Genomic DNA, 21017 nt, shown 5'->3' on the forward strand with positions numbered 1-21017 from the left:
ACTACCGCTTAAGGCCGGCACCGTAATTAAGGTGTCCTCGTTACCTGAAGTGGCTAAATCGTCGGTCTCAGGCGCATCGTTGACGGCATCAATGGTGATAGTGACAGTGGCCGGCGTGGCATCGGCCAAGCCATCATTATCGACTGAATGATAGTCAAAGGTGGTCTGGCCGTTCCAGTTCTCATCGGGCATAAAGGTGAGGTTGGCGGCATCGGCAATGGGCACCGTCATGCCAATACTCACGGCCTCGCCATTGAGCATCAAGGTGCCGTTGGCAGGCAGGCTGTCAATCACAAAGCTCACCACCTGACCATCAAGGTCACTACCGCTTAAGGCCGGCACCGTAATTAAGGTGTCCTCGTTACCTGAAGTGGCTAAATCGTCGGTCTCAGGCGCATCGTTGACGGCATCAATGGTGATAGTGACAGTGGCCGGCGTGGTATCGGCCAAGCCATCATTATCGACCGAATAATAGTCAAAGGTGGTCTGGCCGTTCCAGTTCTCATCGGGCATAAAGGTGAGGTTAGCGGCATCGGCGATGGGCACCGTCATGCCAATACTCACGGCCTCGCCATTGAGCATCAAGGTGCCGTTGGCAGGCAGGCTGTCAATCACAAAGCTCACCACCTGACCATCAAGGTCACTACCGCTTAAGGCCGGCACAGTGATCAAGGTGTCCTCGTTACCTGAAGTGGCTAAGTTATCGGTCTCAGGCGCATCGTTAACGGCATCAACGGTAATGGTGACAGTGGCTGGCGTGGTATCGGCCAAGCCATCATTATCGACTGAGTGATAGTCAAAGGTGGTCTGGCCGTTCCAGTTCTCATCGGGCATAAAGGTGAGGTTGGCGGCATCGGCGATGGGCACCGTCATGCCAATACTCACGGCCCTGCCATTGAGCATCAAGGTGCCGTTGGCAGGCAGGCTGTCAATCACAAAGCTCACCACCTGACCATCAAGGTCACTACCGCTTAAGGCTGGCACCGTAATTAAGGTGTCCTCGTTACCTGAGGTGGCTAAGTTATCGGTCTCAGGCGCATCGTTAACGGCATCAACGGTAATGGTGACAGTGGCTGGCGTGGTATCGGCCAAGCCATCATTATCGACTGAATGATAGTCAAAGGTGGTCTGGCCGTTCCAGTTCTCATCGGGCATAAAGGTGAGGTTAGCGGCATCGGCGATGGGCACCGTCATGCCAATACTCACGGCCCCGCCATTGAGCATCAAGGTGCCGTTGGCAGGCAGGCTGTCAATCACAAAGCTCACCACCTGACCATCAAGGTCACTACCGCTTAAGGCCGGCACCGTGATCAAGGTGTCCTCATCGCCAGCGGTTTGTAGCACATCGGTTTCAGGGGCGTCATTAGTACCTGTAATAGTGATAGTTAGTGGTGAGTTCGCGATATCACCATCCCCATCAGTCAGCTGATAAGTAAAGATATCGGTGAGTTGCTCACCTGCTGCTAATGACTGAATCGCCACTAATGAATTATCTAATTGGTAGGTGTAGCTACCGTCGGCAAATACGATTAGTACACCAAATGCCCCTTGGATAGAGGTGGCTCCAGTTATCGCTATCGTCTCGCCTTGGCTGTTGGTGATCGCGGTGACTTCGGCCGAATCGGCGCCTAATGTATCATTTGAAAGTAGATTACCTAGGACTTGCCCGCCTTGATCTTCTGTGACGCTATTGATATCAGCAAGACTACTGGGTTGATCGTCGATAATGTTTATCGTAATGATGCCGTTGGCAACATTGCCTGCCCCGTCGACTAATTCAATATTAAAGAGTAATTGGGTCTGATCGCTGACGTTATGGTCGACACTAGAATTAAGGTTGTAGTCATAGTCAAATTGGCCCGTGGCGCTGTTAAAGCTTGTGATCGTCAGTACACCACTGGCGGTATTAATGACTAACGGGCCGACAAATTGGCCGTCATCAATAATAGTAATGCCGTTGATTTTTAGGGTATCAATTCCCGCTTCAGCGTTAGCTTTAATATTGGATGCTAGTCTATTGAGTAGCGCCGACGGGTCGCTCCCTTCAGGCATATTAGCTTCAAAAATGGAGAAAGTTGCTGAAGAAACGGTAGGCGCAGCAAGTACGATATCTGGGATCGCTAAAGCTTCGTCTGTGGTTGCGGCAGCTAGAGTGAACCCGGCCGTATCCCATCCTGCGTTGGCGAGCGTTTCGTCCCCATTACGTGTGAGCGAGACAAAATTAGACCCCTCATTGCCTAGTGTCTCATCACCAGCAGCGGTTTCAGGTAATCCTTCGGTAGGATCTTCACCTGCGAGTATTTGTGCTTGAAGCGCAGCGATTTCTGGGTCGATAGCCACGGGCGTATCAGCAACTTGATTGGCATTATCTACTTCGCCATCGTTGTCGGTTGGCTGCTCTACAGGCGGCTGGGCTATTTGAGCTTGATTTTTTGAGGTACCATCGTCATAGATTAAGTCAAATGTCGCAGTGTCAGAAAAAATCAGCTGCTCACCCGCTTTGATGGTATCGCCAACGTTAATTACTCTGATATTTCCCTGCTCATCCTTTACGGTAAGTTGACCGACAAGATTAGTGACTACAGCGTCTTGTGTCGTGATTGATGTACCCATAATAATTTCTCGCTTTACTAGGCATAAAATGTTGAGCTAATACAGAGGTATTGCTCTAGTTATGCGTGTTTCTGAGCTAGCTTCTACTTACTTAAGTGTGGTGAGCTTTGAATTACTGTCAACTGATGGGAACGGGAGGCAATAGACGACCAAATTTGACGTTAGTCGCCAAAAAAAGTAATCAATTGTTTTAATGAGGATTACTTTAATTGTTAAACTTTTGATGTAGTTCTTTAAGTAAAAAACCACCTTTAAAGGTGGTTTTTTAGTTTAAAAAAATATAATCAATCTTCAGTCACTGAAGGCATTACGATAACTTTGTAACGCGGCGTGTAGTTCACCAATATGTTCCTGAGCCGTCGCGAGAGCCAACCAGCGGCTTTTAGTTGGCGCTTGAAAACAGACTTTTCGCCACCATTTGAGCGATTCAGTAAACTCTTTGCTTTGATCGTAAAGGGTGGCAATACAGGCTTGATAATCTGGATTTTCAGCATATTTACTTTGCAGATCAAATAGCTGCTTCCTTGCATCGAGATCGGCAGGCGTCACAATGGCTGTCAATGCGGCAAAAATATCCTGATCAGCGCTGTGCTTCAATTGCTTAAATAACAATTTTAATGCCTCCTCTTTTCGCTCATAGCGGGCCAACCCAACGGCATATTGGGCGATAAAGCGAGGTTGCTTGCGCTCGGTGCGGCTTAGCCAGTGCCAAGCTTTTTCAAGCTCCTGCTCATTTTGCTCTGCTGCAGCTTGTAATAATGCCTTGTTGGTTTTGCTATTGAGTGTCTGAAACTCCTCTGCACTAAGTATGCCGCGCTTATTAATGATAGGAAGTAACAATTTGAGTGCTTGCCAATCTTGTTGAGCTTGATATAGCTCTAATGCCAAGCGGAGCAGCGGGGCTTTACTTTTACTGGTCGGATTGAGCTTATCTAAAACGGTTCTGGCTTGTTCAAGTTCGCCTTGCTGCATTAGATAACGTACTCGTGTCGTTTGCACGGCTTTACTGGCCTGAAGATCTTTTTCGGCCTCGAGTAAATAGTGATCGCGAGCCTCAATATTGTGTTGATGATGCGCCGCTCTGGCTGCTGCCAATAGGTTCAGTGCAGGGATTTCACCCTTGCTAGCACCTTTAGCCATGGCCTGCTCTGCAGCACTCCAATCCTCTTCGGCAAGGGCCAATGCGCCCTTAAGAGTATGTTTTCTAGCTGCTTTTTTGCGCCATTTTTCGGGTAAAAAACGACTGCTCAATATGATATTTAGGGTCCACACCACTGCCCATTCAATCAATACCAAGGTGGCATAAAACAAAATGGCCATAAACAGGGCAAAGAGCAGGCTGGTCTCAAGTTCATAGTCGCCAATGGCCATATACAGGTAGCCATTAATACCTGATAAATAAGGGCTGATGACTAACCCAATTAAGATGATAACAAGGTAGACAAGCGCCTTAATCATAATGGACTCTCCTGCTCGCTTATCAAGCTCCCTCGAGTCACAAGTTGTTGTAGCAGCGGGGTTGATGCAAACTGGCTAATGGTCGGTGCTTGAACCTCTAAAGTGACCAAGGCATCTAAAGCGGCTAAGGTTTGCTCGGTTTTGCTATCGGCTAAATCAAAATATTGAAAAATCCACTTTCTAGCCAAGCGGATAGATTGACGATAGTTGACCTGATCTTGACGTAATAACGCAAGCTGGGCTTGTAGTAATTTGTTGCGAATATTTTCGACTAAATACCACTGCTGATCGGGCGCTAATAAGGGAGCCTGATCTGTGGTGCGTTTACGTATCACCACAAACTCTTCGATGAGCGCCTGCCATGATTTTGCCAGATTGTCTTGCCAATCATCCAGTGACTCTGTCATTGCCGATGAGTCGTCTTTACTGCTTAATATTGATTGGGTGCGATTTAACTTTAATTTTGGTAGCTTGTCTATCATGCTGTCTAAGGTCAGCACTGTGCCGGCAATGTCGGTGGTTTTAATGGCGGCCACATTGCTCATATCTTGCGCTAATGCTTTGCGCAGCGGGGTGAGCGAGGGATCTTTCATGGTTTTAATGCGGTCATCAGCGGCTTCGAGTAAGCTCAACGCGGTTTGAGGATCTTTTTCGAGCCAGAGTTTACTCCCTGCCATTCTAACTAAATACTTGGCTTCTTCTGCCATCCAATGGTTAGGGTTTTGTTGAGCGAGTTTATTCACTTGCTCCTGCAGAAGCTGTTGCGAGTGAGTTATGCGGTCAAGCTTATTGGTCACCTCACGCTCTATCACTCGTTGTTGCTGCTCTAAATGAGTGAGGCGAGCGACGGGATCATTGAGGCGTTGCTGGATCTGAGCCGACAAATCGAGCGCCTTTTGCTTTTGAATAGTTAATTCTTGATATAGGTAGAAGCCGCCCGCTAAGGTGGCGAACAGTAGTAATAAGATAAATATCAGGTTAAATAAAAATCCCCAAGAAACCCCAGGCGACGCGTTAGGTTCACTCGTTGGTTCTGTCGATGGTGACGTTGGCGTCGTCTCAGCAAATGTCGCCTCTGTGCTGTCATCGGGTTCAGGTGTGGCGACGGTGTTGCTTTGTTGCGTTTTATTGTCCATTCAACAGATCCTTGAAGACGAAAGCCAGTATAGCAGGCGGCTAAAAGGTTTAAGCTGTTAAACCTAAAGCTATTAGTACTGCATCGCTGTTGGCTGCTCTAGCATTAGTAACGTGTGTAAACCCGGCATTTATGGCTTGCTCATAAACCCGAGAACTCGGCACTATAATATGACATGCGTGTAACCAAGCAAACAGTTCTTTGGGCACAAGTTGCATTAGATGGCTGAGAATTTGTCCGCTGGTAATGACAATAGTGTCGATATTTTGCTGTTGCCAATCGTAAGCAACCCTGTGGTTAAGCGGCGGACATTCACGTTGGTAAACCTGCCAATAACTGACAATAGCACCCCTTTGGGCTAATTGCTCTGCCAAGGCTTCGCGACCACCAACACCACGGACTATGGTAATGTTTTGGCCATCTAAGGCTTGCAGTGAGGGCAGTGTTAAAAGTCCCTCTGTCTGTTGGCAGTCTGTTGGCGCCTCAATGGCATTAACTCCCAAGGCCTGTAGTGACAGTAAGGTGGCTTGGCCGACGGCATAATAGTCGATGTTATCGGGGAAGTGATTATTGAGCGCACGAGCGGCATATGTCACCGCATTGGTGCTGATGAAGATGACGATATCGGCGTGATGAAAAGCGGCAATGTCAGCTTCATTGTAGATATCATCAGTTGCGATGACTTCGAGTAAGGGGGTAACGACAAAAGGCACCTGTCGTTGACTCAGTGCCTCTATCATTGACTGATTGCGCCCTTCAGGGCGCGTCAGCAGTACTTTCATGTTGATTACTTAGCGTAAACAGCATCTAAGATGGTTTTAGCACCTTTAGCAAGTAAGTCTTCTGCTAGTGCAATACCCAAGGCCTCGGCATCGTGTCTTGAGCCGACCGTCGTCCCTTCGATAATTTGGCTACCATCAGGGTTACCTACTAAACCGCGAAGGGTGAGGGTGTCGCCCGATATTTCGGCAAAGGCGCCAATCGGCACCTGACAACCACCTTCTAAACGGGTGTTCATAGCGCGTTCGGCTATTACGCGGTGGCGTGTTTCAGTGTGCTCAAGTGGCGCTAATAAGGCTTTAACGCGCTCATCATTAGTACGGCATTCGATGCCTACTGCACCTTGGCCATTGGCCGGTAGTGAATCTTCAGCCGAGATAAAGCTGGCAATGCGATCTTCCAGTTTGAGACGAATGAGTCCGGCTGCTGCAAGGATAATGGCATCGTAAGTACCAGCATCTAATTTGGCAAGACGAGTGCCGACGTTACCACGCAGATCGCGAATCTCAAGATCTGGGCGCGCAGCACGGATCTGGCATTGACGACGTAAGCTTGAGGTACCTACCACAGCGCCGTGTGGAAGTTCATCAATGGTTTTATAGGTATTTGATACAAAAGCATCACGGGGATCTTCGCGCTCACAGATCACTTCCAGTCCTAACCCTTCAGGAAAATCAACCGGAACGTCTTTCATTGAATGCACGGCAATGTCGGCTAAGCCTTCGAGCATAGCCACTTCAAGTTCTTTTACAAACAGCCCTTTACCGCCCACCTTTGCCAATGGTGTGTCTAGCATGACATCACCTTTGGTGCTCATTGGCTGTAACTCTACTACCAACGTTGGATGCGCTTTTTCTAATTCGGCTTTTACAAATTCAGCTTGCCACATTGCAAGTGGGCTTTTACGTGTCGCGATACGAATGACGTTTTCAGACATGCTCGATATTCCATCAGAGGCCATAATTGCGCTAATGCTAACATTGGTTTCAAACTTATGTAAGAATCGACTGCTGATTCTTTGAAGTGTGCCCCTCTCAGCTGAGTCAAGCTTACCCATTAAGTGTGATCAAGCTCACATATGCTTGCTGTTTTTGTATTAACTGTTAGCATGCATAAGTGGAATTAATTTGTAACAGGGTCGCCAAACATTGAGTAACCAAGCGCATGATATCGAAACGGCTGAACGCTTAAACCGAGTTCGTTTTGCACGAGCTTTGGCGATACTCACTCCCTTGCAGCGACACCTTTTCTATTTGATTCCTTTGTTTTTTCATAGCCACCGCAGTGACAGCCCCGGTTATAATGGTCTGGTGACGCCGTTTGGTATTGAGTACTACACACCCGATGAAAAAGTGTTAGAGGCATGTAGCATTTTTGCGATAACTCCACCAGATAACACGTCAGATGAGTCGAGGGCAATCTATGGGGTGTATTCCATGGGGAGCACAGCTACATTTGGTCAAAACCCTAAAAGTGATATCGATGTGTGGGTGGTATATGACCCTAATCTTTCTCATGAGCAGTGTTTATCCTTACAGCATAAAGCAACCCTATTGACCGCTTGGTTTGCCCAGTATGATTTTGAGGTCAATATCTATTTGGTGCACCCAAAGCAGTTTCTGCTCTCAGTGAGCCAAGATGATGCCATTGCATCGACAATCGGCTGTGAACACAGCGGAAGTTCGCAGCATTGGTTGTTACTCGAAGAATTTTACCGCAGCCATATCTGCTTGGCTGGTAAACCCATTGCTTGGTGGCCGCAATCATCGACCCCCAAGACACACCTTTTTTTAGGCGATGTAAGCAACTTACCCGCGAGTGAATATTTTGGAGCTTCGCTATGGCAGCTATATAAAGGCTTAGATAAGCCCCATAAGGCGCTGCTCAAGGTGATGTTGTTAGAAGCCTACGCCAGTGATTACCCCGAGAGCCAGTTAGTGAGCGCCCAAGTATGGCAGCGCACCTTGGCGGGGGATTTTTCGGCTTTTAATGACGCCTATTTTCTGTTGTATCAATCGATAGAGCATTATTTAGAGAGTAAAAATGATCAACGTCGTCTGGAAATTGTTAGACGTTGTTTTTACCTCAAGTGTGGTATTAGGTTGACCGTTGCCGATCATCCCAAAGATTGGCGTTATCATAAGTTGCAGCATTTAGTTGAGCGTTGGGGCTGGTCAACTAACCTGCTCAGAACTTTAGATGAGTGTGCTCACTGGCATTGTGGACAGCTGCAATGGTTTAACGAGCAACTAAATGAATTGATGCTGGGAAGTTACCAAACCTTATTGCACTTCGCCTCGGTGAACAAGCTGAGTGAAAGCCTCAAAATATCCGATCTTGGTTTATTAACGCGTAAGTTACACACCTATTTTAGTGAAGATGTCACCCAGATCACGCGGCTGAACTGGTTGTGGAGTGAGTCGATTGCAGAAACCGATTTAACCGTAGTCTATAGCCAACAAACGCAAGACTACCACTTGTATCGTTGCACGCCAGAGTCGCGAAACTTTATGGCGAATCGCGCCGTATACCACTCACCGAGCAAAGCGAAGCTATTGGCGTGGGCAAGTTTAAATGGTGCCTCAACTAGCACAACTCATTGGTATGAGTTTAATGGAAACCACCATCAAACCAAGCAGTTAACCAAAGCGGCTCGGCGCTTGCCAGCCATTTTGAAAGAGACAGGGTGGCGGGCCTCAAAACTCGATCTTTGCCAACCTTGGTACTTTCGTAAATTGATTTTTTTAATCAATTTCAATAGCGACCCCACCGTGAGTTGGCGCGGCCAGGAGATCATGGTCGATTACATGAATGCCAATATCTTTTCGTTGGGGCGACAGCACACTAATATGCTGCAATCATTAGATGTTATCTGCCAAAACAGTTGGGGCGAGTGGCATTGTCATCATTTTGATGGCAATGAAGCTATTTTAGAGGCGTTGGCTTATACCAATCCGGGGGTACAAAGGGCGCCTAATGAGGTTCAGATCGATGTGGTGAGTTGCTCTAGCCGCCTAGCGTCACAATTTGAGAAGGCAATACGATTATTGCTGCAGCGTGCTAATCGGTTAAGTAAACAAGCACAAAGTTCATCGACCATGGTTTATCCACTAGAGGTTGGTGGGATCAAATATGGTTTATTTTTTAACTCCAAAGGGATGAACTATAAAGACCTGAGTCATGCCACCGCCTTTTATCAGCGCTTGGCTAAACAGCGGATGTTAGAGTTGCCTCGACCAGATTTAGGCAATGAGCCTTTTAGTAAAATCCCTCAAGTGATCCAGGAGTTTGCGGCGTTAGGCGCGATTCAGTATTTTTTACGCCAACATGAAGAGGGAATTGATGTGTATGTGCTCGATGAGCAAAATGAGCTCAATCATTACACTCAGCAAGGGACAAACATTGATGAACTGGCCAGTCAGGTGAGCCATCACCATGCGTTTAATAAATCGTACAATGACAACCAACGTTTTAATTTGCCACAGTTTTTTAGCTTGGTGCGCATCGATGGTGAATTGCGGGCATTACCGTTTGGTGTCAGTATCGATGAGTCCTCGACAGAATTTTAGCGGTGCAGGGACGCCGCACCGCCATCGTGTTCTAATGCTTACAGCTTAAGAGTTACATCACCTTGGCGACGAATAGACTCAACGACAAACGGCATAAACTCACCTGCGTCGCTGCGTTCATCAATCCACTTACCATCGACAAAAGAGAAGTGGTATCCGCCAAACTGGGTTGCCACCCAAATTTGATGCAGTGGCTCTTGTTTGTTGATCACTATCTTAGAGTGGTCCTGAAATTCCAGTTGTAATACGTTGCCAGATGCGTCGACATCGATATCGGCATCTTGTTCATCGATTGCATATTCTATGGCATCTTCTAGTGCGCTAAACATCTCGTCGGCGAGTTTGTGGTACTCGGAGTCAGTCATTGCCATGGGGCATCCTTCAATGAAATGATTTTCAGAGCCAATATAGTAGCAATGCAATCCATTGGGCTCCATCGATTTTTATGCTCAGGGCAGTTAGGCAATAAAAATACCCACAATAGCGGCCAAGAGACGGATATCTGCTTGACGTTTTATACCTATCTCTGCAAACATCTCAAGCAATGTATCTAACGCCTGTGGTTGGGCTTTTTTACCCGATAACGAGCTTGATTCAAAGGCAGATTTTCTGGTTGAAAACATGAGTGTTTTCACTTGTTGCGCCAGTTTATGCGTGAACTGGTAATTTGGGTCAATAAGTCCCCATGCCAATGGGTAAATTAAATAGCTGGCTTAGGCCGATTAGCCATGTAGTATAGGGCGATACAAGCGTGCTAAATCGCAAACTGCGGCGCTGTTACTGTGTCGTTTACCATCCCTCTAAATCCCGGAATGTCTGATGTTGAACAAGATGAAGTTGATGTCGTTACTGCTGTTAGGCAGTGTATTTATGGTGGCCTGTGGTCAAAAAGGCCCCCTATACAAGACCCCTGAGGCGCAAGATAACCAGACGGAGCAAACTACGCCCAAGTCTGAAGTGCCCGCGACAACATCTGCAGTAAAGGAGTAACCATGGATTATTTTCTGTATCAAGAGGGTACGCTTCATGCCGAGCAGTGCTCCGTCGTAGATTTAGCGCACACCTATGGCACGCCGCTTTATATCTATTCACGTGCGACCCTAGAGCGTCATTGGCATGCTTTTGATAGCGCCGTGGCTAATCATCCTCATCTTATTTGTTATGCCGTGAAGGCCAATTCTAATTTGGCGGTGCTTAATGTGTTGGCGCGACTTGGTAGCGGTTTCGATATTGTCTCCGGTGGTGAGCTTGCACGGGTGATTGAAGCCGGGGGCGATCCTAGCAAGGTGGTGTTTTCTGGTGTGGGTAAAACCGTTGCAGAAATGGAGATGGCATTAGGGTTAGGTATCTATTGCTTTAATGTAGAGTCGGCCGCCGAACTTGAGCTGCTTAACGAAGTGGCGCTGCGTTTAGGCAAGGTTGCCCCGGTCTCATTGCGGGTCAATCCAGATGTTGATGCGGGCACGCATCCTTATATTTCCACGGGTCTGAAAGAGAACAAGTTTGGTATTGCCATGGAAGAGGCCGAGCGCATCTTTATTCGGGCTCACCAATTACCTGGGCTTGAGGTCAAAGGTGCCGATTGTCATATCGGCTCGCAACTGACCGAGATCCAGCCTTTTCTCGATGCGATGGATAGAATGCTTGGGCTTATCGATCGCCTTGCCGAGCAAGGGGTGAATATTGCTCACCTTGATGTGGGCGGTGGCCTTGGAGTGACTTATGATGATGAGCAGCCACCAGCGCCCAGTGATTATGCCGCGGCGTTACTCGATAAACTCGAGGGTCGCGATCTTAAATTGATTTTCGAACCGGGTCGGGCAATTGCCGCTAATGCCGGTATCTTTGTTACTCAAGTACTTTATTTAAAAGAAAATAGTGACAAAAATTTCGCGCTTGTCGATGGGGCGATGAATGACTTAATCCGTCCTTCATTGTACAGTGCGTGGCAAAAAATTATTCCCGTTGTGCCGCGTGCAGGTGTTGAGCGTAATTACGATGTCGTGGGCCCAGTGTGCGAAACTGGGGATTTCTTGGGTAAAGACAGAATGCTCAATCTGCAAGCCAAGGATCTTCTGGCGGTGCGTTCATCGGGCGCCTATGGCTTTACCATGTCATCTAACTACAACTCTCGCCCTCGAGCGGCAGAGGTGATGGTCGACGGCGATAAACATTATGTGGTCAGAGCGCGAGAAACCGTGTCGCAATTGTGGCAAGGTGAGCAGTTACTGCCGTAAACTATGGTTAATGAGCTAGATAAGCTATTTAAAGGAATACACTTTTGATCCAATTCTCCAAGATGCATGGTTTAGGCAATGATTTTATGGTGGTCGATGGTGTCACCCAGAATGTCTATTTCTCGCCAGAGCAGATAAAGCGATTAGCGGATCGAAATTTTGGCGTGGGCTTTGATCAACTATTGTTGGTCGAGCCGCCTTACGATCCTGAATTAGACTTTCATTATCGCATCTTCAATGCCGACGGCAGTGAAGTTGAACAATGCGGTAACGGTGCACGTTGTTTTGCCCGTTTTGTGCGTAATAAAGGCCTCACCAATAAGCATAAAATTAAGGTGAGCACCGCATCGGGCAAAATCACCTTACGTTTAGAGCACGACGGTAATGTTACTGTGAATATGGGCGTGCCGATTTTAGATCCAAGTCAGATCCCCTTTAGTGCCAAAAAAGCGGAAAAGACCTACTTGCTGCAAACCCAGCGTGGCGATGAGATGCGCACCTTTTTATGTGGCGCTGTGTCTATGGGGAATCCCCATTGCGTGCTTGATGTTGACGATATCAGCAGTGCCGATGTTGCAGGTATAGGCGCGCTCCTAACCCATCATGAACGCTTCCCCAAGGGGGTGAATGTCGGCTTTATGCAGGTGGTCAATCGCGGCCATATCAAGCTACGAGTGTATGAGCGCGGTGCGGCCGAAACCTTAGCTTGTGGTAGTGGCGCTTGTGCGGCTGTGGTGGTAGGTCAGCTGCAAGGTAAGCTAGATAAGCGAGTGCGTGTTGATCTACCCGGTGGTACGCTCACTATCAACTGGGAAGGTGAGGGGGCTCCCCTGTGGATGACTGGCCCAGCAGAGCATGTGTATGACGGACAGATATAATTATGAATGATGTGATGAATAACAAAACACCGCTGCCTTTCGATGAGATCTTGATCCGCGAATACCTACTCGATAATCCGGATTTTTTTAGCCGCTACCCAGAGTTATTATTGGCAATGCGTATTCCTCACGCGCAACGCGGTGCCGTCTCTTTGGTGGAGCGCAGGCAAGAGATGTTGCGCACCCGAGTGGCTCAGCTAGAAGAGGAGATCACCTCTCTGCTGACGATGGCCTCGCGTAATGAGCAGATCTACATGTTTAATACTGCGCTCTCGCTTAAATTGTTACAGGCTACCGATTTAGGTGAGCTTAGGCAGGTGCTCTGCGCCGAGTTACAGCAGCAATTTCAATTTACCCATGTGCGTTTAATTACCGTGCACGATATCGACAGTGAACTGTCGCATATTTGGAGTAACAGATTGAAGCAAGGCTACTATTTTGGACGATTGACCCAAACAGAGTCTAAACGATTATTTGGTAGCGAGGTCGGTTCGGTAGCCTTGTCACGTTTATCGGAGCAATGTGGGCAAGTGATCTTTGCTATTGCCAGCGCCGATCCGGTACATTTCCATCCTGAGATGGATAACCTATTGTTAGATCAACTAAAGCAGTTACTCGACCACCTGTTGCCAAAACTGTAATGTCATGAGCGGAACAGACTGGACGGCGCGGTTTGAAAGTTACCTCACTTCTGAGCGGCAGCTTTCTCCTCATACCGTGCGTAACTACCGTTTTGAGTTACAGCGGGTGCAAACTTTGTTACCTCAGGAGCTTGGCTGGCATCAGGTGGATGGCGAGCATCTGCAAGGTGTGCTCAATAAGCTGCATCGCCAAGGGTTGGGGCCACGATCTATCGCCTTATGTTTATCGGCCTTAAAACAGTTTTATCAGTATTTACAGCGAGAGTCGCTCATCAATCTCGATCCAACAGCCCTACTAAGTGCGCCTAAGCAAGGTAAGCCGCTGCCAAAAAATATGGACGTAGATTCGGTGACTCATCTGTTATCTATCGAGGGGGACGATCCCTTGTCGCTGCGAGATAAAGCGATGATGGAGCTGTTTTACTCCTCTGGCCTGCGACTCGCCGAACTGGCTGCACTCAACACCATAGATATTCAATACGGTGAGTATCAGGTCAAGGTGATGGGTAAGGGCAGTAAAGAGCGTATTGTACCGGTTGGCCGCATCGCGATGGCGGCGATTGAGCAATGGCTGACGATACGCGCCACCTTGCCATGTATTGATGATGCCTTGTTTGTGACGGCCAAAGGTAATCGTTTGGCCCATCGCAGTATTCAAGCGCGGCTCAATAAATGGGGGCAAGCGCAAGGGTTGAGCATGCACGTTCACCCGCATAAATTACGTCACTCTTTTGCTACCCACATGTTGGAGTCGAGCGCCGACTTAAGGGCGGTGCAAGAACTCCTTGGTCATGCTAATTTATCGACCACCCAAGTGTATACCAGTCTCGATTTCCAACACCTTGCCAAGGTGTACGACGGGGCTCATCCAAGAGCCAAAAAGCGAGGTGGTAATGGTTAGTGTGTTAATACGGCCAAGGGCCATCCATGCCATCAGTTTTGACTTAGACGACACTCTCTATGATAACCGCCCGATTATGCGTCACGCCGAGCAACAATTATGGGCTTTTTTAGCCCAGCAATACCCTAAGACACTGCAGTGGCAAGCGCATGATTGGCAGCAGCTTAAACAGCAGCTGTTATTCGAGTCACCTTTATTAGCCCATGACACCACGGCGGCCAGACTCGTCACCTTAGAGCAAGGTCTGCTCATGCTGGGTTACGATCGACAAGTCGCAGCTGTAGGGGCGAGAGAGGGCTTAGAGTATTTCCGTTATCATCGCGCCGATTTCACTGTGGCACCCGAGGTGTTAGCAATTTTACAGCAATTAGCCGCGCGGTATCCTCTGGTAGGGATCACCAATGGCAATGTCGATGCCAAGCAAATTGGCCTTGGCGAGGTGTTTGAATTTGTGCTGCACCCGGGTAATGGCACTCGTATGAAACCTTATGCTGATATGTTTTATCAAGCGGCCACACGTTTAGCTTTACCCTCTAGGTTGTTACTGCATGTGGGGGATAGCTATACAGCCGATGTGCAAGGCGCACGCCTTGCGGGTTGTCAGGCGGCGTGGTTAAACCCGGCTGTTGGTCGCGATCCTCAAGTAGCAGGCTCTGGGCTGTTACCTCATTTGCACTTAACCGCCCTGAGCGATCTACTGCAACTGGCTTAGCTCTGGTATTCACTCGTTGTTTATGGGTGGAAGGTGATGGTTTCCACTATTCCATTGTCTTGTTGGTTGTTATGGTATTTAGGTAAAAAAAGCACGCCTTATATCCATGGGGCGTGCTTGGTGTGTTCTGAGTTATTTGTCTCGATTCATGATCCAGTGGCTTAATAGACGCACGCCGTGACCTGTGCCGCCTTCAGGCGTTATCCCTTCATCTTTGGCTGCCAAGGCACTGCCTGCGATATCGAGGTGAGCCCAACTGGTATCACCGCTGAACTGTTTTAGAAATACGGCCGCCGTCGATGCACCTGGGCCGCCATAACCGGCGTTTTTCAAATCGGCAATGGGGCTCTTTAAGAGATCTTCATAGGCCAATGGTAGTCGCCAGAGTTTTTCATCTACCGCATGACCAGAGAAGGTCAATTCATCGACTAAGGTATCATCATCGCTAAAAATGGCGGTATAACGTTTACCTAGAGCCCGTACTTTTGAGCCTGTTAAGGTGGCAATATCTACCATGACTTGTGGTTCATAATGGTGACGGGCGTACCACATGCCATCGGCGAGGACTAATCTGCCCTCAGCATCTGTGTTTAATACTTCCACGCTTAAGCCTTCGGCGGTCATTAATACATCGCCAGGAGCTAAAGCCGTTGCAGAGACCATATTGGCTGCCATGGCCATGACGCCCACCACATTGACGTCAGCCTGCTGCAATGCTAAGGCCTTAATGGTACCTAATACGGTCGCAGCTCCCGCCATATCAGACTTCATGCGTGAGATAGAGTCGCCGACGGCTTTAATGTTATAGCCACCAGAGTCAAAGGTGATCCCTTTGCCGACAAGGGCGATGGGCGCGTTATCATTGCCTTGCCAATGAGCCACAACTAAACGTGCTCCCTCATTGGAGCCACGACCCACCGCATGTAGGGCACCCATGCCAAGTTTTTCAATTTGCTCTGGCGTTAAGATAGTTATTTTTACGCCGAGTTTTTTGAGTTCTTTCGCTGCATTGGCAAAATCGACCGGCGTCATAGCGCTGGGGACTTCAGAGGTGAGATCTCGAGCTAAAAAAACACCTTTTTCAATGGCGGCAAGTTGTTGGTAGCGGGCCTGAGTGGCTTCGCTGTTACTGGCACTAATCTGGTAGTGCTTTTCTGCTGGCTTCTTCTCTGTTAGATATTTATCAAATTGATAGGCGCGTAAGTTAATCCCGTGAGCCAGCTCTGCAGCGAAGCTGGTATTGCTGTTGCGATCGCTAAGCCCCGAGGTGAGGACCGATATCGCTTGGCTTTGGTTTTGGCTAAAGTAGGCCGTAATATTGGCACCTAGCTTGTTTACCTCACCTGAGGTCATTTTATTGCTATCACCGATCCCCATAATGACTAGTCGTTGAATATCAAGTCCTTGCGGCATTAACAGTTCAACGATTTGCCCCATCTCTCCGTTGAACTGTTTGAGTTTGAGCGCGTTGGAAATCTGTTGTTGAGATAATTCATCTAGTCGGGTTAAATCACTGGAGACATGCTCACCAGCTTGAAATACCACCAAGGTATCTTGAGTGTCTGGTTGTTGTACAAAATTGAACGTTTCGGCTTGTGCAGTGGCGCCCCATAAACCAAGGGTTAGTGCGGTGGTGATCAGGTTTTTTTTAGTTAACATAATATCCTCTAGCGCCAATCGAGCCCGATAGGTTGTTGTATTTTTAGCTTGAGTTGGCGTGTGCTTAGCTTGAAAATTTTCTTATTATGGCCAGTAGCATGTAATGAAAAGGTGTCGCGGTAATTTAACATTAGGGATAACTTTCATCATGAGTTGCCACATGGCGGGTAAGTTTACAAAATAAACATGAGTCGAAACTTAAGTTACGCATCACTATCTCGTTAATGCACTGTTTTTTATTTGAGTTTTTAGTGCGTAAAGTGTCCGCACTTGTTATTTGGTGTTACGTAAAGTGTGATTGCATTGTAAAGTGTGTTGGCTTGCCCGTCGCAACCTTGGGGCATTAGCATATTTGCGGCGTAAATTATGCCAGTGGCAAAATAATTTGAATGTTGACGAACTATTGTTACACTTCGTCGGTCTTATTCATCACTATATTGAAACGAACCCGTTTTAGCTGCACTATCAAATACAACGAAAGGTGTATGTGCATTATTAACGCCAAGAGAGATTGCTATTTTTAAGTTAGCGACTAAGCAAACAGGTAATTTATGGGGCGTAATGGTCTTTACCATTTTAACCCTGTTCTGTTTGACCCAAAATAGTGGAATGCTTAACTTGCTGCTCAAAGAGATGAGTGTGCAAGCGAGTTCGGCTACAGCGGTGACAAGTGTTAACCCTGTAGCAAGTCATACTCTTGGCAATATCGATGGCTCGTCATCGGCTGTAGCGTCTGGCAGCGCTCAGGTAAAACCTTGCGAGTTGTCGGAAAAATCGATGCGTCTCGGTGTCGATAGCAATGATCTCGTACCCTTATTGATCCTATTGTGTTTACTGCCTCTTTTTCCCCTTACTTCTCGCGTGTTTACGCGTTTACCTCTACTTCAGGTTTACCATGCTAAACCTCGGCGAATACACCTGACGCTCTGTCGCTTTCAAGAATGAAAAAAACTTATTTATCATATTGATAGATTACAGTGTGTCAGTGTGCCAGTTGTCACTCCCTTTTACCTTATTAAGCGAAAGGAAGTCATTACAACATCACCTAGTTAGCACTTTTCCCTATCTGACTTTTTGATACCGATCTTCTATCGCGTCGCTTAATGCTAAGTCATATCGGCGTGTAGCAAATAGCACGCAGCGTAAGCCCGTGTATAGAAGTGACCTAATGCTAGGCATTACTCCTGTATCACCTCAATGAGCTGAATCGAGAATATCAGAGTGATTAGCCGTTATGTTGACCGAAGAGATTAACTATATGTCATTGAATAATTATTATTTTATTCACAATCAGGGGGCGAAATGAGCAGTTTGAAATCCCTATTAACGACCTGCTGGATATTCGTTTTATTGTTAGCGAGTCCAGCGTTGCTAGCGGCGTCAACCGGATGGTTAGTTAATGATAATCATCCGCCAGCCAAGGTACGTTTGATGCTGACTGGTGAGGTGGATCCTGCCACTCGCACCCTACCAGCCGTGTTAGAAGTACAGCTGGATGGCGATTGGAAAACCTACTGGCGTAGCCCTGGAGAGGGAGGGATCGCGCCCTCTATCAAGTGGGATAATTCGAGCAATTTACAACAGGTGGATTGGGCATGGCCAGCGCCCGAGCAGTTCTCGTTATTGGGGCTGCAAACTTTCGGCTATAGCGGCAATACGACGTTTCCGTTAACCCTAACCTTGGCAGAACTTGCTGAGCCCACGGCCCTGCGCGGTAAAGTGACATTGTCGACTTGTACCACCATCTGCGTGCTGACGGATTATCACATTAGCCTAGATTTTAATGCTAATACCTTACAGGCAGACACGGATGCCATGCTTGCTTATAACAAAGCCGTGTCACTGGTGCCGCAAAAAGTGAGCACACCAGCGGGGCAGCCTGCAGCCATGACGTTGGGATGGGATGCAGCCAAAGGCTTACTCGAGGTACGACTGAACGATGTTCACTGGCAACAGCCGATGGTGATTATCGATGGCGAGCCAGATACCACATTTAAGCTGGTAAGCCTTAAGCGTGCAGAGAGTGATGCTGGCGGTGAGCAACTGGTTGCGCTGTTCAATGGCACGAGCTGGCTTGGTGAGCCAATACTGTTGGGGCAATCGCTTAATGTCACGGTTGTCGATAGTGAGCGTGCGCTGGAATATGCTGCCAAGGTCACCCCTGCAGTCGTAATGCAGGAGGGACGCTCATTGTTTAGCATGATCCTACTGGCGCTTATCGGGGGATTGATCTTAAACGTCATGCCCTGCGTGTTGCCTGTATTGGGGATGAAGTTGAGCTCTGTGATTGCGGCACCTGAACTGAAACGCAAACAAATTCGACAACAGTTTATCGCCTCAGCGCTGGGCATTTTAGTCTCTTTCTGGTTATTGGCAGGTTTTATCTTAATGCTTAAGTACACGGGCCAAGCCATTGGTTGGGGGGTGCAGTTCCAAAACCCTTGGTTTATCGGCTTCATGGCGTTGGTAACTACGGTCTTTGCGTTCAATATGTTAGGTGTATTTGAGATCGCCTTACCTGCGAGTGTACAAACCAAGTTGGCGACAACCGGCGGCAATGATAATCGAGGCCACTTTTTACAGGGCATGTTTGCCACTTTACTTGCAACCCCGTGCAGTGCGCCTTTCTTAGGAACCGCAGTGGCCTTTGCCTTAGGCGCCGATGTGCTGAGTTTGTTGGTCATCTTTACTGCATTGGCAGTGGGCATGGCATTGCCTTGGTTGATCGTGGCGGCGTTGCCGCAAGTGGCAACCTACCTCCCAAAACCCGGTCGCTGGATGAATACGGTAAAAATTCTGTTCTCAGGCATGCTACTGCTGACCAGTTTATGGCTGATTAGCCTATTAGCTAACTTTATCGATGCCTTATATCTATGGCCGCTAGCTGGTCTTATCACACTGACATTTATGCTGTTTATGGCTAAAAAATATGGCGCAATTGCCATTGTTAGCTGTTTCGGTGTCGGCATCATGTTGTCGGCGCTACTGGCCTTTATGACCGTTAACCAGTGGGCTAAGCCTTTGCCAGCAGATTTAGCATGGACACCGTTGGATCAACAGGTGATCGACCAACAGGTCGCTCAAGGCAAGACAGTATTTGTCGATGTGACGGCAGATTGGTGCATCACCTGCAAGGCCAATAAGATTGGCGTGATCTTACAAGACCCTGTCTACAGCAAGTTGCAACAGCCGCATATGCTACCGATGAAAGGCGATTGGACGGAGGCGTCAGCGCCAATAACCCGTTATCTTCAGCGTCATAATCGGTTTGGGGTGCCATTTAACATGGTATATGGTCCAGGTGCTCCACAAGGGATTGAATTACCAGAGATTCTAACGAGTGACTTAGTGATCGCGGCAATCGATAAGGCATCGGTATTTCCCAACACTACGACAGAGACTCGGCCCAAGGTTGTCACCGAAAGCTCGTCCATTGCTGGGGCCGATTAGGGCTATCACTCAGCCATTGGTTCGGTAATAACCGAGTGACATTCAAGGCTCATTACGCTCAGGAGGCCCCTGAGCTAATCGCAAGGAAACCCATGATGAAATCAACGAAACAAGTACAAACAGCAACTCAACTAACCGCTAAGGATGGAGAAAATCACATGTCGAAATTTATGACCCTGCTTAACAATCGTAAGTTACCAGTATTGGCATTATCGGGCGTTGCCATCGCCATGCTGGCTATCTCTTTACCCTATGTGAGCGCCTCTGCCCACGCTCAAACCGCTAGCCTCTCCATGACGCAACAACAAGAGGTACGCGCGATCATTAAAGACGCGTTAGTCAATGATCCGGAGCTGCTGAAAGAAGCGATTATTGCACTGCAAATGAGAGAGCAACTTGGCGCCGATGCCGCAAGGCAAGCTAGCTTAGAGGCCAACCATGAAGCCATGTATGCAACCCAAAGCGATCCTTGGAAAGGCTCAGCCACTCCCGAGATCACTATGGTCTATTTCACCGACTTTAATTGCCCCTATTGTAAGAAAATCGAGCCTTCACTCAATAAGCTAGTGGAAGAGTTTCCACAGCTCAAGATCGTTATCAAAATGGTGCCCCTGCAGGGAGAAGGGTCAAAAATCGCGGTCGACTTTGCTCAAACAGTTTGGCTAAACGAGCCAGAAAAGTACCTCAAGGTGAAAGACTTATTAATGTCCAGCCCGCGTGGGCTTGATGCGGCGGCGCTTGCCAAAGTCGCTAAATTAACCGACACCGAGCGCTGGATAGGTAATACCGATAAACGTGTCGCCAGTATGGTTAATCAAAATATGCACTTAATGCGAGACTTAGGCATTGGCGGAACACCCAGTATGATTTTTGCCGACAAAGTCATTCCGGGATTAGTGTCTTATGAGGTGCTAAAACAGCAGTTGCAAGAGGCGATAGCCGCGCAAGAGCAATCAGCCAAGCGCAGTTAAGCGTAGCGTCAAA

18 protein-coding genes are annotated in these 21017 nt (G+C 47.9%); 10 read left to right on the forward strand and 8 right to left on the reverse strand.

Going from position 1 to position 21017, the window contains the following annotated elements; all coding sequences use genetic code 11:
- The 5 genes from DVO77_RS02105 to hemC all read right to left on the reverse strand — a co-directional run.
- Positions 1–2613 (reverse strand): retention module-containing protein (locus DVO77_RS02105; RefSeq protein ID WP_119977101.1); only part of this gene is annotated, 2613 nt, incomplete at its 3' end.
- A gap of 291 nt (positions 2614–2904) precedes the next feature.
- A complete protein-coding gene (locus DVO77_RS02110) occupies positions 2905–4071 on the reverse strand; it encodes a heme biosynthesis HemY N-terminal domain-containing protein (RefSeq protein ID WP_119977102.1) in 1167 nt (388 codons plus the stop codon).
- Positions 4068–5207, reverse strand: coding sequence for a uroporphyrinogen-III C-methyltransferase (locus DVO77_RS02115; RefSeq protein ID WP_110455624.1), 1140 nt, complete (start codon positions 5205–5207; stop codon positions 4068–4070). Before DVO77_RS02115 ends, DVO77_RS02110 begins: the two co-directional genes overlap by 4 nt.
- 49 nt (positions 5208–5256) lie before the next feature.
- Positions 5257–5988, reverse strand: a complete 732-nt coding sequence (locus DVO77_RS02120) for a uroporphyrinogen-III synthase (RefSeq protein ID WP_119977103.1) — start codon at positions 5986–5988, stop codon at positions 5257–5259.
- Positions 5989–5993: 5 nt separating this feature from the next.
- Entirely contained in the window at positions 5994–6923 is a 930-nt protein-coding gene (gene hemC, locus DVO77_RS02125; RefSeq protein WP_110455626.1) for a hydroxymethylbilane synthase, read from the reverse strand.
- Between the two features lie 211 nt (positions 6924–7134).
- Between hemC and DVO77_RS02130 the strand changes: the two genes are divergently transcribed.
- The gene (locus DVO77_RS02130; RefSeq protein ID WP_119977104.1) at positions 7135–9555 is read left to right on the forward strand and encodes a class I adenylate cyclase; all 2421 of its coding nucleotides are present in this window, start codon (positions 7135–7137) and stop codon (positions 9553–9555) included.
- Positions 9556–9593: 38 nt separating this feature from the next.
- Here the strand turns inward: DVO77_RS02130 and cyaY are convergent, their stop codons facing one another.
- Together cyaY and DVO77_RS02140 are read right to left on the reverse strand one after the other, a co-directional pair.
- A complete protein-coding gene (cyaY, locus tag DVO77_RS02135) occupies positions 9594–9926 on the reverse strand; it encodes an iron donor protein CyaY (protein WP_110455628.1) in 333 nt (110 codons plus the stop codon).
- A gap of 87 nt (positions 9927–10013) precedes the next feature.
- Positions 10014–10178 (reverse strand): hypothetical protein, encoded by a 165-nt coding sequence (locus DVO77_RS02140; protein ID WP_162924124.1) that lies wholly within the window; start codon positions 10176–10178, stop codon positions 10014–10016.
- Positions 10179–10374: 196 nt separating this feature from the next.
- Here DVO77_RS02140 and lptM point away from each other — a divergent pair, with 196 nt between their 5' ends.
- From lptM to DVO77_RS02165, 6 genes are read left to right on the forward strand one after another with little or no spacing between them, the layout of a single operon-like run.
- On the forward strand, positions 10375–10545 hold the full coding sequence (gene lptM / locus DVO77_RS18970) for an LPS translocon maturation chaperone LptM (RefSeq protein ID WP_162924125.1): 171 nt from the start codon (positions 10375–10377) through the stop codon (positions 10543–10545).
- Between the two features lie 2 nt (positions 10546–10547).
- Complete coding sequence (gene lysA, locus DVO77_RS02145; protein WP_119977106.1) at positions 10548–11792, forward strand: diaminopimelate decarboxylase; 1245 nt, start codon at positions 10548–10550, stop codon at positions 11790–11792.
- A 44-nt stretch (positions 11793–11836) separates the two neighbouring features.
- Positions 11837–12670 (forward strand): diaminopimelate epimerase, encoded by an 834-nt coding sequence (gene dapF, locus DVO77_RS02150; RefSeq protein WP_110455631.1) that lies wholly within the window; start codon positions 11837–11839, stop codon positions 12668–12670.
- A 2-nt stretch (positions 12671–12672) separates the two neighbouring features.
- Positions 12673–13311 carry a DUF484 family protein gene (locus DVO77_RS02155; RefSeq protein WP_162924126.1) on the forward strand — a complete coding sequence of 213 codons (639 nt, stop codon included), beginning with the start codon at positions 12673–12675 and terminating at the stop codon, positions 13309–13311.
- Positions 13312–13315: 4 nt separating this feature from the next.
- A complete protein-coding gene (gene xerC / locus DVO77_RS02160; RefSeq protein ID WP_119977107.1) occupies positions 13316–14212 on the forward strand; it encodes a tyrosine recombinase XerC in 897 nt (298 codons plus the stop codon).
- Complete coding sequence (locus DVO77_RS02165) at positions 14205–14924, forward strand: HAD-IA family hydrolase (RefSeq protein WP_119977108.1); 720 nt, start codon at positions 14205–14207, stop codon at positions 14922–14924. The genes xerC and DVO77_RS02165 overlap by 8 nt, the downstream gene beginning before the upstream one ends.
- A gap of 132 nt (positions 14925–15056) precedes the next feature.
- Here the strand turns inward: DVO77_RS02165 and DVO77_RS02170 are convergent, their stop codons facing one another.
- The gene (locus tag DVO77_RS02170) at positions 15057–16583 is read right to left on the reverse strand and encodes a leucyl aminopeptidase (RefSeq protein WP_119977109.1); all 1527 of its coding nucleotides are present in this window, start codon (positions 16581–16583) and stop codon (positions 15057–15059) included.
- A gap of 561 nt (positions 16584–17144) precedes the next feature.
- Between DVO77_RS02170 and DVO77_RS02175 the strand changes: the two genes are divergently transcribed.
- The 3 genes from DVO77_RS02175 to DVO77_RS02185 all read left to right on the forward strand — a co-directional run bounded on the left by DVO77_RS02175 (position 17145) and on the right by DVO77_RS02185 (position 21004).
- Complete coding sequence (locus tag DVO77_RS02175) at positions 17145–17528, forward strand: hypothetical protein (protein ID WP_119977110.1); 384 nt, start codon at positions 17145–17147, stop codon at positions 17526–17528.
- A gap of 357 nt (positions 17529–17885) precedes the next feature.
- Positions 17886–20033: a protein-disulfide reductase DsbD family protein gene (locus DVO77_RS02180; protein WP_119977111.1), complete on the forward strand. Its 2148-nt coding sequence runs from the start codon at positions 17886–17888 to the stop codon at positions 20031–20033.
- 95 nt (positions 20034–20128) lie between these two features.
- Positions 20129–21004: a DsbA family protein gene (locus tag DVO77_RS02185; protein ID WP_373317377.1), complete on the forward strand. Its 876-nt coding sequence runs from the start codon at positions 20129–20131 to the stop codon at positions 21002–21004.
- Positions 21005–21017 lie beyond the last annotated feature (13 nt).

The organism is Shewanella algidipiscicola (assembly GCF_003605125.1).
GTDB lineage: Bacteria > Pseudomonadota > Gammaproteobacteria > Enterobacterales > Shewanellaceae > Shewanella > Shewanella algidipiscicola.

What these genes read in the sequence shown, in the direction of transcription:
- xerC (WP_119977107.1), top strand. Translation starts at nt 13,316, where the DNA reads ATGAGCGGAACAGACTGGACGGCGCGGTTTGAAAGTTACCTCACTTCT.
- hemC (WP_110455626.1), bottom strand. Translation starts at nt 6,923, where the DNA reads ATGTCTGAAAACGTCATTCGTATCGCGACACGTAAAAGCCCACTTGCA.
- DVO77_RS02140 (WP_162924124.1), bottom strand. Translation starts at nt 10,178, where the DNA reads ATGTTTTCAACCAGAAAATCTGCCTTTGAATCAAGCTCGTTATCGGGT.
- DVO77_RS02175 (WP_119977110.1), top strand. Translation starts at nt 17,145, where the DNA reads ATGGTCTTTACCATTTTAACCCTGTTCTGTTTGACCCAAAATAGTGGA.
- DVO77_RS02165 (WP_119977108.1), top strand. Translation starts at nt 14,205, where the DNA reads ATGGTTAGTGTGTTAATACGGCCAAGGGCCATCCATGCCATCAGTTTT.
- DVO77_RS02180 (WP_119977111.1), top strand. Translation starts at nt 17,886, where the DNA reads ATGAGCAGTTTGAAATCCCTATTAACGACCTGCTGGATATTCGTTTTA.
- DVO77_RS02110 (WP_119977102.1), bottom strand. Translation starts at nt 4,071, where the DNA reads ATGATTAAGGCGCTTGTCTACCTTGTTATCATCTTAATTGGGTTAGTC.
- DVO77_RS02185 (WP_373317377.1), top strand. Translation starts at nt 20,129, where the DNA reads ATGAAATCAACGAAACAAGTACAAACAGCAACTCAACTAACCGCTAAG.
- DVO77_RS02155 (WP_162924126.1), top strand. Translation starts at nt 12,673, where the DNA reads ATGAATGATGTGATGAATAACAAAACACCGCTGCCTTTCGATGAGATC.
- cyaY (WP_110455628.1), bottom strand. Translation starts at nt 9,926, where the DNA reads ATGGCAATGACTGACTCCGAGTACCACAAACTCGCCGACGAGATGTTT.
- lptM (WP_162924125.1), top strand. Translation starts at nt 10,375, where the DNA reads ATGTTGAACAAGATGAAGTTGATGTCGTTACTGCTGTTAGGCAGTGTA.
- DVO77_RS02115 (WP_110455624.1), bottom strand. Translation starts at nt 5,207, where the DNA reads ATGGACAATAAAACGCAACAAAGCAACACCGTCGCCACACCTGAACCC.
- DVO77_RS02120 (WP_119977103.1), bottom strand. Translation starts at nt 5,988, where the DNA reads ATGAAAGTACTGCTGACGCGCCCTGAAGGGCGCAATCAGTCAATGATA.
- DVO77_RS02170 (WP_119977109.1), bottom strand. Translation starts at nt 16,583, where the DNA reads ATGTTAACTAAAAAAAACCTGATCACCACCGCACTAACCCTTGGTTTA.
- lysA (WP_119977106.1), top strand. Translation starts at nt 10,548, where the DNA reads ATGGATTATTTTCTGTATCAAGAGGGTACGCTTCATGCCGAGCAGTGC.